We start from the raw sequence: 13,880 nt of genomic DNA on the forward strand, positions 1-13,880 counted from the left end.
AGTAAGGAGAAGTTATCGGGATTTTTTCTGTATCTATTGTTACTAAATGCTCGGCAATAACCGGGTCAAGTACTATAAGTTAGCAAATCATGACTGAGAGAAACCGATGTTGTTCAAAATTTTAGTAATTCTCCACACCCTAGGGGCGACCGTCTGGGCCGGTGGTCATTTATTGTTGGCAGTCACCGTTCTACCCCAGGCCCTCAAAAACCGAGAACCAGACCGAATTCGTCAATTTGAGCAATATTTTGAAGGTTTTGGGTTATCTGCGCTATTGTTGCAGGTAATAACAGGCCTAGGACTGACTTGGATTTATTTGCCCGGTTTTCGTGATTTTTGGTCATTTGATAGTTTTTTATCGGTTTATATAGGCATTAAGTTAGCTTTACTGCTATTAACTCTCATCTTGGCCCTTCATTCCCGCTTTTTTCTCATTCCTAAACTGAGCGAGGAAAACTTAAATTTCCTCGCCCTGCACATAGTCGCCGTCACCACTCTAGCAGTATTGTTCGTCATTTTTGGCGCGGGCATCCGTTTGGGGGGCTTGACCATTAGCTTTTAGCAGTTCAGCAGTCTGGAGACCTTTCTAGGGCAGGTTTGGCGAAAACGCGAAAATACTGTAATCTGGGCAAGGGATTACAGGGAGTCACTTCCCCCACCTAACCCTTACAATCCTGCTTTTGGCAAGGATGGAGACATCAAAAAAATTTTAGAACCCGCTGCGGCTGGGTAGTCACTGGCAGTAAAATTAAAATGCTCGTGGATTCAGTCTGACAGGGATATCTCCTGGGAACCCCTGATTCAGAGAGGACTTAGAGGAAGGATCGTCCAGTTAAGTTGAGTGGAAGCGAGGCTCTTCCATACAAGTATCAAATCTGGGAGAATTATCTAAATAAACATCAACTGCTTTAGGAGAACCCAATCATGTCTATTGTCTTTCAATTTTTTCTCATTGCCCTAGTTTTATTTTCCTTGCTGATGGTGATTGGTGTCCCCGTTGCCTATGCTTCCCCCCAAAACTGGGATCAATCGAAACCCCTTCTCTATGTGGGTTCGGCAATTTGGGCGATTTTAGTCGTTGCCGTCGCTATTTTAAACTTTTTAGTGATTTAGTCTTGATCAGGGGGACGGGGGACAGGAGTCAGGATCCGGTCGTCAGGAGTCAGTATTCTCCCCACACCCCACACCCCACACCCCACACCCCACTTCCCACTCCTATCCCCTTCTACCTATGACTGTTTTTGAGGGAAATTTTACCGAAGATATATCGTCCTGGCGCTTTGCGATCGTGATTGGTCGTTTTAATGATCTCGTCACTGATAAACTGTTATCAGGCTGTCAAGACTGTCTGAAGCGTCACGGGGTTGATGTCAATCCCGATGGCACCCAAGTCGATTATATCTGGGTACCGGGTAGCTTTGAAGTGCCAATGGTAGCCCGTCAAGTCGCCCTTTCCCACCGTTACGATGCCGTTATTTGTCTAGGGGCAATTATTCGCGGCCAAACGCCCCATTTTGACTACGTTGCTGCCGAGGCTGCTAAGGGTATTGCTGCGGCCGCTTTTCAGACAGGTGTTCCCGTTGTCTTCGGTATTCTCACCACTGATACTCTACAACAGGCCCTCGAACGGGCTGGTATTAAAAGTAATTTGGGCTGGAATTATGGCCTATCTGCCCTAGAAATGGCTAGTCTCATGCGTCAATTGCGCCCCCGGGATGAAGATAAACCCCTAGGATTATTGGAAAATAATCCCCCACAGGCACTGATGGAAGGCTAAGAAAATTCCCCCAGCATTTAGGATTTTAGTTGTCCCCACTCCCCAAGAGTTCCACTGATGAGCGAAGCTGAACAGAACAAATATATTAACCAACTCAGACGGCAATTAGTCAACGCCGTCGAGAGAATCAAGACTCTGGAATTAGATTTAGAACCAGAGGGGCGGATTACGGCAGCTTTTGACGCTATGGAACGGCATATAGATGAAAAATTCGCCGCAGTGGATGAAAAATTCGCCGCAGTGGATGACAAATTCGCCGCCATTGACAAGCGTTTTGATCGCTTGGAACATCAGTTCAACCGACTACAGGCTAAGATAGAAGTGGTTCTCGAAGCTATTACCGGTTTGGGGGATTTGCCAGAAGATGAATCATTGTAAAAAAATGCTCCAAACCACTTGACAAATGCTCTGAGATTTGGCATAATTAGGGAAGTGTAAAAAAACGGCTTGCGGGCATAGCTCAGTGGTAGAGCGTCACCTTGCCAAGGTGAATGTCGCGCGTTCGAATCGCGTTGCCCGCTTAGAAAAATCTTGAAATAGATCTTAAAATTGGGATGAATAATTTAGGGGTATCCCTTAAGATAGGAATTACCCGTGAGAAACAGGTTTCAGGATTTTGGGCAACCATTGAATCCCTGAGCTATTGCTCACGAGCGACTAAAAACAACCGTTTATAAACAAAAAATTAGCTTGTGCGACCGCATAAATATACCAAAATCGACCAACACCAAGACTATCCTTGTCCCTGTCGTCGGAAAGGGACATTATGCCCGATTTTATTGACCGATGCCTTTGGTTGCGATCGCTGTCAACAGATATTTGTGCTACAGGAAAACGGTCAAATTATCGAACAATTAGCCCCCCAGTACCCCTATAAACGCACTTGGCGCTGGACGGGATTTCGTTGGGTGAGTACCAATCAGCGCCTTGGACAAGAGGTATTACCTCTGATGGTGGGGATAATTCTGTTATTATCGATCGTCTGGCTACCCTTAATTTTGAAATCACCGCCGGGGGTAAGCGTGATTTTTGGGGCAATTCTAGTTATGCTATTAGTTATTTTGCCCGCATTCATCTTTTGGTTAGCCTATCGACGCTAGACAAGAATCTATGATCGAAAGTTCCCCCAAAACCCCCCCGACGATCTTTAAGCAAGCATACAATGCTTTTCTGGCTCTAGGTCAATTTAATGGCAACGAAAGAAATCGCGGAGTAATTGCGATCGCTAAGGGCATTAAAACTGGCTTTGATCGTATTTTAGAAGCCAATACCCTCGATTTAGAAGTCAGTCGAGAGATGGCCGTCTCAGAACAAATGATTCGCTGGTTACGGTTAACTCCCGAACGTTTAGAGACGACGGTGGAGGTATTGCAACAACTAGCGGAAGCATCGGATCCGCTGCAACAGGTAATTAACGCAGCCTATCAACTTAATCCTTCCCAAACCTATTGCCAAAGGATGCCTTTAGGAGTGATTGCCTTCGTCTATGAAGGTTTTCCGGAATTAGCAATGGTAGCGGCGGGATTTTCCCTAAAAAGTGGCAATAGTTTGATTATTCGCGGTTCCAATGCCTCTAGTCATTCCGATGAGGTGATTACGGAAATTATCCAAGAAGCATTGGAAGATGTGGGTTTACCCGTGGATTGTGTCAGTGGTTTACCCTGTGATTCTAGTCCCTCCCTAGAGGAGTTGCTGACCCAGGAAAATTATGTTAATTTGATTATTCCCTACGGTCGCCCTAGTTTAATCGGTCGGGTGAGTCAATTGGCTACGGTTCCCGTTTTGCGCGCGGCCATGGGAAACTGTTATTTGTATTGGTCTCCTAGTGGCGATTTGGAGTTAGCTCGTCAGGTAATTATCGATAGTCATGGCAGCATACCAGATCCGGTTAACGCGATCGAAAAAGTTTTAATTAGTCCCCATCACAATTCTTCGACTTTAAGTCGTTTGTTTAAAAGTTTGCAGGAAAAAGGCTTTAAATTGCGGGGAGATACCCGATTAGCGGCGGATTTTCCCGAACATTTAACCATTGCTACCGATAATGATTGGCAAAGACCCTATTTAGAAAAAACGGTGGCCTTTAGGTTAGTGGATACCCTCACTGATGCGATCGCTTGGATTAATAAGTATAGTAGTGGTCATGCGGATTGTATTGTCACCGAATCCTATCGAGAAAGTCGTCAATTCGCCATGGAGTCCGATAGTGCTTTAGTTTATATCAATTCTTCACCCCGATTTGATCGCAATCCCAAACAGGGAGAATCGGTATTTTTGGGCATTTCCAACCAAAAAGGCCAGCGCCGGGGCTTAATCAACCTAGAAACCTTTACCACCCTTAAACAGGTGGTGCAGGGCTAGTTTTTTTCAGTGATCAGTAATCAGTGAACAGTCAACAGTAATCAGTGAACTGAAAACTCACATCTGATAACTGATAACTGATAACTGGTAACTGATAACTGAGAAAACGGTAGCAATTTCTACCAAAAGTCCCAATAAAATTCGTTATTGTCATAAGGTCATGACGGAATGTAATTAAAACCAGAAAGAATGCGGATCGAGCAATTGCAAGCCTTTTTAGCCGTAGCCGATACGGGCAATTTTGGTCAAGCCGCGCGCCAGTGTGGAGTCACCCAATCGACTATCAGCCGCCAGATTCAATCCCTAGAAACCGATTTGGGCTTACCTCTTTTTCATCGTACCGCTCAAGCGAAGTTAACCATTGCTGGCGAGAAATTACTGCCCCGGGCGAAACGAATTTGTCAAGAATGGACGAATGTTCACGAGGAAATCACTGACCTACAGGCAGGAAAACAGCCAGAATTGTGTGTGGCGGCGATTCATTCCGTATGCGCCCACTATTTACCGCCGATTTTGCCGAAATTTTGTGCTGAATACCCAGAAGTTCAGTTAAGAGTTACAGCCCTAGGCAGCGATCGCGCTTTAAAAGTGCTGCGGGATGGTTTAGTAGATGTGGCGTTGGTGATGAATAATCGTTTTCTCACCTCTAGCCCGGAGATGGTGGTCGAGGTATTATACCAAGAAGCGATCGAAATTCTCATGGCCGCTAATCATCCCCTCGCCCAATACAAAGAAGTGCCATGGTCGGAATTAATCCCCTATCCGCAAGTGGTTTTCAAAGATGGCTACGGAATGCAAAGATTAGTACAAGAATGGTTTTCCCGTCAGGATGCCCACCTAAAAACTGTCATGGAATTAAACACCCTTGATGCTTTTCGCGGTGTGGTGCGTCAGGGTAATATTATCGCTCTTCTGCCCCAATCTGCCCTGATGGAGGCTCGCAGCGATGTCACCCTCGCCATTCGTCCCCTTCGACTTGGCTCAGGGCAAGCTCTTGCTTCCCCTAGTGGCGAAAATCCCCATGCTAATAATGGTAAATTTAGTCATCGTCTCACCCGTCAGGTAGTCCTTGTCACCACCAGCGATCGCCTACAGATACCACCGATCGCTCATTTTTGTCAATTAGTGCGGCAAATGAAGCAAAGTGTGGTTAAAAACCTAGAAAATCACCACGTCCAGCCTTAAAAATCCCAATCAATCCCATTTACTCTTTATTTTCTTCCTTGAGATGAGCGATACTTTTCGAGAATTATTAAAAGCGATCGGTAGTGGCACCCATACGGGCAAAAATTTAACCCGTCCTGAAGCGGCAATGGCCACCAAGATGATGTTAACCCAAGAGGCAACCCCGGCCCAAATCGGTGCTTTTATGATTGCCCATCGCATTAAACGCCCCACCAGCGATGAGTTAGCGGGAATGCTTGATGCCTACGCCGAGCTTGGCCCGCAAATACCCCTAGAATCAGCCTCTTTTCAGCATCCGATCGCTATTTTTGGCAATCCCTACGATGGACGCTCTCGCACTGCCCCGGTTACTCCGATCACTACTTTAATCCTAGCGGCGGCGGGGATTCCCGTAGTCCTGCACGGGGGCGATCGAATGCCGACTAAATACGGTATTTCCCTCAAGGAAATCTGGCAGCAATTAGGAGCAGATTTTAGTCAATTATCCTTAGCAGCAGTGAAAGACTGTTTAATCACCACAGGATTGACTTTTTTCTATATTCCGCGCCATTTTCCCCTAGTACAGAATTTCATCACCTATCGGGAGCAAATCGGTAAACGTCCGCCCATGGCCACGGTAGAGTTAATGTGGTCGCCTTTTGTGGGTAATATTCATCAGATATCGGGTTTTGTTCACCCCCCCACCGAGGATCGTTTTTGCGAAACTTTTGCCCTGAGAAATATCTCTCACTTCACCACTGTGAAAGGATTAGAGGGGAGTTGTGATTTAGCCTGTAATCGGACGGCGATTATTGGTTTGGGAAATCCCACCGATCCCCCTTCCTTTCAGCGATTTTTCCTAAATCCTCGCGATTATGGCTTCTGTCCCTCAGATTATCCCCTCGAATCTTTAGAAATGCTCACCGCTAAATTAAAGGGTTTATTAGCTGGAGAACATAATGAATTAACCGATGCGGCAATTTTTAACGGTGGTTTTTATCTTTGGCGCTGTGGAATTGCGCCAGATCTACCCACGGGTTTCCAGCAAGCACAAAAATCTTTACAGTCAGGAAAAGCCCTGGCTAAACTAGAACAGATCAGTAATTATCTCGAAAATCAGGAATAGATAGGGTTTGCTGAATAATGGTAAAACCCTTTTAAAATAAAGCTTTTGACCTGTTAAAGTCCGATGTTAGTGCAAGAAAATAGGATTGGGACTTTCAAAAACCTTGCATTATCCTTCTTGTAGTACATCGCTTGGTACAAAAAGCAAGGGCAACAAAGCCTAAAACGACCGGCTACTGACGACCGACGACCGACTCCTACCCCCAGGAAAAACTTTTTCAGCAGACCCTAGATAGGAATGGGGCTGTAGGGGAAATTACCTAAAATGTCGGATGAATGCCCCCGCTAGATTTTTCGACAAGATACTCACCTTTGCGGGGGATGAAATCCGACCAGAATACAAACTAACAGGCTACAAACTATCTGATGATCGACGTAAAATCAGATTTACTGACGGTTTTCAAGCAGGAGAATTTGATTTATGGTGTAGTCAGAAGACATTAGTTTATTATTCAGATCAACAGATTAGACGGGTAAGAGTTGTTAGACGTGCTGACGGTTATTATTGTCAGTTTTTGATTGACGTAGAACGGCGAGAATACCATAAACCAACGGGACAAATAACAGGAATTGACTTAGGGTTAAAGGAATTTTATACCGATGCCCAAGGCAATACTGTAGAGAATCCACGTTATTTAAGAAAGTCAGAGCCTCGACCCTTCGACTTCGCTCAGGGTTAACACTGAGCGAAGTCGAAGTGTCAACGGTACTGTTGGGCAAACAGAAACCGACCCAAATGCCTTGGGAGAGTCTGGCCTCTGGATTCTTAATGGAGACATTGAGAATCTAAGCTGTCTCGTTGAACAAGGAATTTACGATAACGCTCTTGGAGGGAGTCTGGCAAAAGTCTTACAGTCTCTAAACTCTAGCTCTCTTATGGGGTAAGCCTTCAAGCTATCGCTAACTAACAGAAACCCGAAATTTGAGTTTTTATTAGAAAAAAAGTTAGCGTTCGCTTGTCAACCGAGGGTTTCAGAATCTGGATTCGGTCGGGGATTCCCGAAAGTTCCAGAAGAGCGTTAGTGATATGGAAAGAATCCCCTGTCACAGCGTAGCTTGACGGTGGGAGTATGTCAATTGATTCAAATTAATTAACTCGCTGCCATAAACGTTGAATTTCTTTCCTCAGTTGTGCATCAGGAGGCTGGCTAAATTGTACAGAAGGATTGACCTGCACACCTGGAATATTCTGATTCCAGGGACTGTTGGAGACTGATTCTAAATTTATGCCACTTATCACAGGGCGAAACCCGTAGCGGACGAATACTTCCTGTTGGGAAGGCTGTCTGAGAAAGGCGACAAACTCCCTGGCTGCTTTCGCTTGTCCCTCATTCACATCCCGCCGTGCGATTGCGGCCGTCGCTACTGTCTCAATAGTCGGGTCAAGATAGTAGATTTGGTAAGGTTTTCCCTGGGTAGTTTGGGCTTGGGACCAGCGATAGAGGGCGATACTTTCGTAGGTGGTCGCCACATCAGCGTCGTTGGGTCCGCGAGCAATAAATTCCCGCAAGAGAATGTCACTCGAAAGGGGCGGCTGATAGACGGAACGCTTAATCAGAGCAAACAAAGATTGAATTCCCGGCTCATTCAAGTTAGTACCAGTTAGGGGACTTCCGCCAAGATTGGACTGGGACCACAAACTTAAGGTTAACTGACCACTGTTGGAACGGCTAGGGTCTGTCATGACAAAATCGAAGCTTCCCCAGGTAGATTGTCCGCCAATAGCAGTCCAGTTACGCTGTTGCATGGCCCGTTCTACACTTTGCCATTGAAAGCGTCTCCCAGGGAAGATAATCTTTCCTCTCTCGGGCCAAGCGATACCCACCAGGAAGGTTTTGACAATGGGTTGGGGCATATCGTAGAAGGGATTGCTTTCTCCCTGTACCGCCAGGCGATCGCGCAATTCCTCTAATATTTCCCCATTGGCTGGAATGAGGATAGTAGGTGTAAAGTCATGTTTCTGGTCGATGTAGTTATTAACTATGTCCTGAGAGCCTTGAAACTTGAGTTCTAAGTTAATGTTGGGATGAGATGCCTCGAATTGTGGCTCTAGGACTGCCAATGGTTCTTGAAGTTCCGTCCCACTGACGATGGTAAGGTTTTGCTGCACGCCTGGAAGAGGTGCATAAGCTAAAGCGAAAGCAATTAGGGCGATCGCAGCCGAAATTATTGCCCGTCTGCGTTTCGATTGAGGGCTGTTTCTCCTAGTGGGAGGCGTTAAGAGTCCTGGTTGCATGGCGAGTAATTCTTGAATGCGGTTGTTAGTGGGAGGATGGGTGGCAAATAAGCGATTGACAAGTTTACCCTTGAAGGGATTAATAATTAGAAGGGGAGCCAATGCCGGGTTTTCTTCTGTGGATATTGACTGCTGTTGGCTGTTATTTTCTAATCTTTCTAAGGCGTTAGCGAGGGCGCGAGGATTTCCGGTTAAACTTGCTGAACCTGCATCAGCAGCATACTCTCTCGTTCGAGATATGGCTAATTGAGTTAAGGTAGCCGTAAGGGGCGCAAGCAGCAAGGTAGGGAATAAGGCGGCTAGGCGGATGGGATTGGCGTTGCGGTAGTTAAACATGGCAAACATTCCCGTCATTCCTGTTTCCGTGAGGAGAGAAATTGCTACAGAAATAGTGACAGCAACTGTAGCAGTAAGGGCATCACCGTGTTTAATGTGGCTAAGTTCGTGGGCGATAACGGCTTCTAATTCGTCTTCAGGAAGCAGTTTCATCAACCCTTCTGTAATGCAGACAACACCCCGTTGGGGATTCCTTCCAGTAGCAAAAGCATTAGGAGAAGAAGTAGGAATGATATACAGTTTAGGTTCTGGTAAATTTGCCCTGTAGCACAGCACTTCAACTATGGGTTTGAGTATAGCTTCTTCTTGAGAATTGGCAGGACGAACATCAAAAGCGGCTAAAACAACTTGGTCGGAATAGAACCAGAGACTAAAGTTAATTACAGCAGCAACGATTAAGCCGATAACTGCACCAATTATCCCGCCGATGAGTAGATAAGCCGTCAGAACTAAGATGCTGCTTAATAACGCTAATAAAGCAACTGTTTTTAAGAAGTTCATTAATCGTCAATCTCCAGGGTAGTATTGTGGTGTTGATTTTTCCAGTTTAGTTGATTGATTAGTCAGGTTCAAGAAATGATAAAATCAATATTTTCTTGAAAGCCACTCAATTCTTCACTCAAATTTCTTAACTCTATAAGTTCTTCCGAATTAGTCAAGTCAGCCGTCCGCAATTTATTTTGTAATTGTTGCAGAACCCCAGCCGAGTCTTGAATCACAGTGTACAAGCTAGTTAATTTTGCTTGACGAGTATCTTGTCCTTGTTGTGCTAATTCAATATTCCGTTCTAAACTGGCTTGCAACTGTTCTAATTGTTTACGAGATACACCGAAACTCGAACGAATTTTACTTTTAACTTCCAAGAGTTGCTGTTGTAACTCATTGATTGACAATAAGGATTCACTTTCTGGCAAACGTTGAGCAATTTGTTCTATTTTTTGGGGAAGTTCAATAGCACTATCGCAAGCTTGCTGTACGGCGATTAATAAGTCCATTTGCACTGAACTGCTGCTTAATAATTGGTTAGCTTCTTGACGCAGAACTTCTGCCTTTCCTGCTAAACTTTGAGCCGAACCTTGAATAACTTGCAGTTCCTGTTGTAATTGTTGTTTGACCCGTTTCTCCCCATCTGGTTCTCTAGCTTTCAAGGCGGTTGCGCCGACTACAGTTACCGCCAATGCTGTTGGTAAAGTAACAGTATTAGATAATCCCAAAAAGCGAACACCAACAACTAAAACGATCCCGCCTGCTAAAACGGCTAAAGGGTAATAAAGAGGGTTAGCAATTTTCATTTTTAGTTAACCGTTGATGATTGATGATTAATGATTTAGTATTCATTACCTAAAACGGGAGCATCTCATTTATGCAAGTGAGTAATTATACTTATCACTAAAACTGTTTTCCAGCAAGGCTTTCAAAATAGCTTGACATAAAAACCTGATTTAGGGGTTACAAAGGTGAGATGCTCCCCCTAAAACTCTACTTGCAAGTCTCCCATCACAGTTGATATAGTCGCCGGATCTCCTTGACGATAGTAACCGCCGTTAACTTCGGCAATTTTTTGCAAAGCCTGGGGATTAAATTCTCCTTCTTTCCCATAACCAATAGTAAAGAAAGCAATTCGCTGATCGGAAGAAAAGCCACTCTTTTGCAACTCTTGTTCCAACTGATCCAGATTAATTTGTGACCCCGAATCTTCTCCATCAGTTAAGATTAACACTGCATTAATAGTATCAGGGCGCAAATTTTGAGATAGCCAGTTGCGGGCATAGAGGGCGCTATCATAAAGCCTTGTACCACCATCTGCCCGCAGTTGGCCAATAAATTCAATACCCCGATCTCGCCCCTGTGGAGTTCCTTCTATAATCACAGGTTCGTTAATAACTGAATTGAAACTAATTAGGGCAATTCTTTCCTTCGGCCCCAGGTTCTGAACGTAATTAAGTAAAGTATTCTTAACTGATGTCATTTTTTGCCCTTTCATCGACCCAGAAGTATCAATTACTACTGCTACTTGCGACGGTTTCTTAGCATAATTTTGCCAGCTTTTAAGCATGGCTTCAACTACTTCTGGTTGGGGCGAACGGTAAGAGTCATAGGTGGGTTGAGGATTCACGCCAAATTCAGCAGAAAACTTGCTTCCCAAGGCTACTCCTGGAACACCCGGTCGCAGTCCCAAATCTGTGGCAATTTGTTGGTTTTCGGGCAAAAGAATGAATTCAATTACCTTTTCAGCAGCTTCTTTTTCTCGGTCACTTATCCAAGGCGCATTGGCTAAAATTGCCCGCATATTGGAACTGAAAGTAGCCTTGGGATAGACGGCTTGATAGCGCGTTTGATTGGAACCAGCTTGGCTGTTAGCAGCAATTACCAAAGACTCGTAAACTGAGGCTACCGAAGCCCAAAAGGGTCCGTTGGCGACCATAGATTGGGCAAGAGAAGCGGTAGAAGTACCGTAGCGAGTGATTTTACTCTGGATCTGTTGAATTTGTCCCTGATATTTTTCTACGTCAGCTACAGTCAGATCTTCTGGGCGCTTACCTGCTACAGCAGCAAATTGGGCCACCAGGGTTTGTAAGCCGGAATTAGAACGGGTAGGCGCGGTGTGAACGTAAGTGATGGGAAGTGGTGGGGCTTTGGGATCGAGTTGGCGGTAGTTACCCAATTTAGCTAGGGCGACGAAGGGATCTTCTACTTTTTCTAAACCCTTGGCGAGTTCAGCAGTTGTCATTAATACCATCGGACTGTAAGCGATCAGGGGTGAGTCGGTAATTTTTGGGATGTAATTTTGTCCTGGAAATAGCTTGTTCATCTGGTAGATGAGTTGACTCTGATAAATTTCGCCATCGACGGATAAAAGGGTGGGAAATTCGGGCGCATCGGCTTTAAGAGTTCCCTTTTGGTACTGTTGGGACAGCGAGAGAATTGTTTGGACTACATCGCCACTTCCTTTAGCTTCGCAACTGAGGTAAAAGGCTTCACCGCTAGCGAGTTTGGGTTGGCTTTGGTTCAATTTCGTGGCTGCTTGCTGACAGAATTGGGCTAAGTCGCTTCCCACGAGAAATTTGACTTCAAGTCCCTGTTGTTTGGGTTGTTGGCTTCCTTGTTGCTGGGGTTGCTGTCCACAAGCGCCTAGAAATAGCAAGGTAGCCAGGACGGTTAAGGGAGTAACTGAGGTTAAATAACGAGAAAAAGGAAGATTTTGGCGTTTAATCATGAGTCTTGACAGAGTAATAACCAATAAAGCACGAAGTTACTCGGATCAATGCAGATGGGATGAGAACATATTTACATCCATATCTTACATTCCCCACCCCTAACTATTTACCAATGGTCCTGACTGAGCAATTTTTAGTTAAGGTAAAATTATGAAAAAGTAAATTTTAGGTTAAAATTAAAGGCATCTAGACCAAAAAAACGACCAGTTCTCTTGCTGGCAATGCCCTCAAAACTCAACATAAAAGTAAACTTTTAAGAACGGTTTGGGCTCTTTTGGATTTGGTGGGTAAAATGTATTCTGAGATACAGTCCTGCTGGCGAGGGAGTAGAGGGAACCACAGAGACACAGAGGACACAAAGATCGATCTATCCTATGTAAGTTAAACTTATCACACAGAACCTAGAAGAGCCCGATTTGACTGAATTGATACCGTTCAAGATAAACTTAAAAGACATCCCCATAATATTATCTCAAGACCAAAAGTCTTTCTAGTTAAGGAATCTAACCGAATAAAAATGATTTTAATTGCCTCATATTTTTTCAGTAAAATTGAATTAGCAAGGATAGATATACATTACAGCTATTGAACTATTTGGTTGGTACACAAGACAAAGGTAAGCTGTGACTAGGTTGTAATTTTTGGAGATGTCTAAAGTGTAGGAATTAAAGAGGTAAACTCCAAATGGCAGCTAAATTCGTCCCCGAACTTGAGGAAATCGTCGAAGGTCTTGGCATTCTAGGAATTGCCGCGATCGTGCTTCTGCCTGTTCTCGTTCCGGTGGTAGCAGGTGTTGGCAAGCCGTTAGCTAAGGCAGCCTAAGTCTCCTCGCGCTGCGGCAGCTGTTCTCTAAGAGTCCGGGTTGAAGATGGCCCCCTGGTATATCCTGGCTTGGTACGCCTTTGATAGTTTCCTAAAGCTGAATGACCAGGCGGAAAAGCCCGCTTCGATCGCTGCCAGATGAAGACAAGCCATAATTCAAATTTTACTTCTAAATCAATCATTAATTTGAGAAGTTGGGCCAGAAAGATAAACCCCAGACTTGGTGTAATACTAAATCCAGTTATTAAAAACTGATTATTTATTCTCCGTTTTGCATGAGTGCATGAGTAGAAAACGGGTTTCTCCGAGAAACCCGTTTTCTGTGCGTTACTCAACGGATTTAGTATAACTTCTAGGTTTAAAGATCAATACTTTTGAGAAAAAATTTTTCCCGACTGCATCATTTCCTCGCTCAAGCGAGGAAATAGCTATGACTACGCTGAACAATTTAGAAGTTTCTAATTCCTATCACAGTCGCTCGGTCGCACTTTGGCATTATCCCAGGAAAGGGTGCGACAAATTGAGTTGAAAGCGTTGCAAAAACTGCGTCAACCTTCAAGGGGTGACAGAGGGGCTACAAGCTAGATAGAGCGGGGAGTCTAGCCAAACGACCCCCTAAAGAAATAGAGTGGTTAGGACAACCACTCAAAAATTAAAAATGTTACCTTCATTCTATCAGGCTTGCTTACAGGCGAACCTTAGCGAGGCGAGCTATTTGACCTTACAGCTCCTAATCCTGCTCTTACAAAGTCATCGGATAGTCCAACTAGAGAAACTGGCCGCTCTTTTCCCGCAACCGATAACCTTTGAAAGTAGAAGACGGAATTTGCCGAGATTTCTTAAG

At 44.6% G+C, this 13,880-nt stretch carries 12 protein-coding genes, 1 tRNA gene and 3 pseudogenes; 13 read left to right on the forward strand and 3 right to left on the reverse strand.

From position 1 onward, the window contains the following. Positions 1 to 106 precede the first annotated feature (106 nt). The 10 genes and pseudogenes from H6F92_RS16150 to H6F92_RS27215 all read left to right on the forward strand — a co-directional run. Entirely contained in the window at positions 107 to 562 is a 456-nt protein-coding gene (locus tag H6F92_RS16150; protein ID WP_061432142.1) for a CopD family protein, read from the forward strand. 362 nt (positions 563 to 924) lie between these two features. After that, on the forward strand, positions 925 to 1,113 hold the full coding sequence (psbZ, locus tag H6F92_RS16155) for a photosystem II reaction center protein PsbZ (RefSeq protein WP_002732865.1): 189 nt from the start codon (positions 925 to 927) through the stop codon (positions 1,111 to 1,113). A 118-nt stretch (positions 1,114 to 1,231) separates the two neighbouring features. After that, positions 1,232 to 1,777: a 6,7-dimethyl-8-ribityllumazine synthase gene (ribH, locus tag H6F92_RS16160; protein WP_190358701.1), complete on the forward strand. Its 546-nt coding sequence runs from the start codon at positions 1,232 to 1,234 to the stop codon at positions 1,775 to 1,777. 57 nt (positions 1,778 to 1,834) lie between these two features. Further along, positions 1,835 to 2,155 carry a hypothetical protein gene (locus H6F92_RS16165; protein ID WP_190358702.1) on the forward strand — a complete coding sequence of 107 codons (321 nt, stop codon included), beginning with the start codon at positions 1,835 to 1,837 and terminating at the stop codon, positions 2,153 to 2,155. Positions 2,156 to 2,226: 71 nt separating this feature from the next. Next, positions 2,227 to 2,298, forward strand: a tRNA-Gly gene (locus tag H6F92_RS16170). 171 nt (positions 2,299 to 2,469) lie between these two features. Beyond that, a complete protein-coding gene (locus tag H6F92_RS16175; protein ID WP_190358703.1) occupies positions 2,470 to 2,877 on the forward strand; it encodes a hypothetical protein in 408 nt (135 codons plus the stop codon). Between the two features lie 10 nt (positions 2,878 to 2,887). Next, on the forward strand, positions 2,888 to 4,135 hold the full coding sequence (locus H6F92_RS16180) for a glutamate-5-semialdehyde dehydrogenase (RefSeq protein ID WP_190358704.1): 1,248 nt from the start codon (positions 2,888 to 2,890) through the stop codon (positions 4,133 to 4,135). Positions 4,136 to 4,324: 189 nt separating this feature from the next. Then, a complete protein-coding gene (locus H6F92_RS16185; RefSeq protein ID WP_190358705.1) occupies positions 4,325 to 5,320 on the forward strand; it encodes a LysR family transcriptional regulator in 996 nt (331 codons plus the stop codon). Between the two features lie 43 nt (positions 5,321 to 5,363). Beyond that, a complete protein-coding gene (locus H6F92_RS16190) occupies positions 5,364 to 6,425 on the forward strand; it encodes an anthranilate phosphoribosyltransferase family protein (RefSeq protein ID WP_190358706.1) in 1,062 nt (353 codons plus the stop codon). Between the two features lie 334 nt (positions 6,426 to 6,759). Continuing rightward, positions 6,760 to 7,080 (forward strand): annotated as a pseudogene (locus H6F92_RS27215) (RNA-guided endonuclease TnpB family protein); the annotation flags it as partial. 431 nt (positions 7,081 to 7,511) lie between these two features. On the opposite strand, the gene H6F92_RS16200 reads toward H6F92_RS27215, so the two are convergent. From H6F92_RS16200 to H6F92_RS16210, 3 genes are all read right to left on the reverse strand, one after another. Then, on the reverse strand, positions 7,512 to 9,497 hold the full coding sequence (locus tag H6F92_RS16200; protein WP_190358707.1) for a M48 family metalloprotease: 1,986 nt from the start codon (positions 9,495 to 9,497) through the stop codon (positions 7,512 to 7,514). Positions 9,498 to 9,565: 68 nt separating this feature from the next. Beyond that, entirely contained in the window at positions 9,566 to 10,288 is a 723-nt protein-coding gene (locus H6F92_RS16205; protein WP_190358708.1) for a hypothetical protein, read from the reverse strand. A 179-nt stretch (positions 10,289 to 10,467) separates the two neighbouring features. Next, positions 10,468 to 12,213, reverse strand: a complete 1,746-nt coding sequence (locus tag H6F92_RS16210; RefSeq protein ID WP_190358709.1) for a VWA domain-containing protein — start codon at positions 12,211 to 12,213, stop codon at positions 10,468 to 10,470. 685 nt (positions 12,214 to 12,898) lie between these two features. Here H6F92_RS16210 and H6F92_RS16215 point away from each other — a divergent pair. The 3 genes and pseudogenes from H6F92_RS16215 to H6F92_RS26145 all read left to right on the forward strand — a co-directional run. Further along, positions 12,899 to 13,036: a hypothetical protein gene (locus tag H6F92_RS16215; protein WP_199308240.1), complete on the forward strand. Its 138-nt coding sequence runs from the start codon at positions 12,899 to 12,901 to the stop codon at positions 13,034 to 13,036. A 477-nt stretch (positions 13,037 to 13,513) separates the two neighbouring features. Continuing rightward, positions 13,514 to 13,621: pseudogene (locus H6F92_RS16220) on the forward strand (sigma factor-like helix-turn-helix DNA-binding protein); the annotation flags it as partial. Between the two features lie 73 nt (positions 13,622 to 13,694). Continuing rightward, positions 13,695 to 13,880: pseudogene (locus H6F92_RS26145) on the forward strand (IS4 family transposase); the annotation flags it as partial.

Origin of the sequence: Microcystis wesenbergii FACHB-1317, assembly GCF_014696875.1 — a bacterium.
Taxonomy (GTDB): Bacteria; Cyanobacteriota; Cyanobacteriia; order Cyanobacteriales; family Microcystaceae; genus Microcystis; species Microcystis wesenbergii_A.

Bases quoted from the DNA above. Each gene is read 5' to 3' on its own strand.
- H6F92_RS16180 (WP_190358704.1), top strand. From the start codon at position 2,888: ATGATCGAAAGTTCCCCCAAAACCCCCCCGACGATCTTTAAGCAAGCA.
- H6F92_RS16185 (WP_190358705.1), top strand. From the start codon at position 4,325: ATGCGGATCGAGCAATTGCAAGCCTTTTTAGCCGTAGCCGATACGGGC.
- H6F92_RS16190 (WP_190358706.1), top strand. From the start codon at position 5,364: ATGAGCGATACTTTTCGAGAATTATTAAAAGCGATCGGTAGTGGCACC.
- H6F92_RS16200 (WP_190358707.1), bottom strand. From the start codon at position 9,497: ATGAACTTCTTAAAAACAGTTGCTTTATTAGCGTTATTAAGCAGCATC.
- H6F92_RS16205 (WP_190358708.1), bottom strand. From the start codon at position 10,288: ATGAAAATTGCTAACCCTCTTTATTACCCTTTAGCCGTTTTAGCAGGC.
- H6F92_RS16150 (WP_061432142.1), top strand. From the start codon at position 107: ATGTTGTTCAAAATTTTAGTAATTCTCCACACCCTAGGGGCGACCGTC.
- psbZ (WP_002732865.1), top strand. From the start codon at position 925: ATGTCTATTGTCTTTCAATTTTTTCTCATTGCCCTAGTTTTATTTTCC.
- H6F92_RS16210 (WP_190358709.1), bottom strand. From the start codon at position 12,213: ATGATTAAACGCCAAAATCTTCCTTTTTCTCGTTATTTAACCTCAGTT.
- H6F92_RS16215 (WP_199308240.1), top strand. From the start codon at position 12,899: ATGGCAGCTAAATTCGTCCCCGAACTTGAGGAAATCGTCGAAGGTCTT.
- ribH (WP_190358701.1), top strand. From the start codon at position 1,232: ATGACTGTTTTTGAGGGAAATTTTACCGAAGATATATCGTCCTGGCGC.
- H6F92_RS16165 (WP_190358702.1), top strand. From the start codon at position 1,835: ATGAGCGAAGCTGAACAGAACAAATATATTAACCAACTCAGACGGCAA.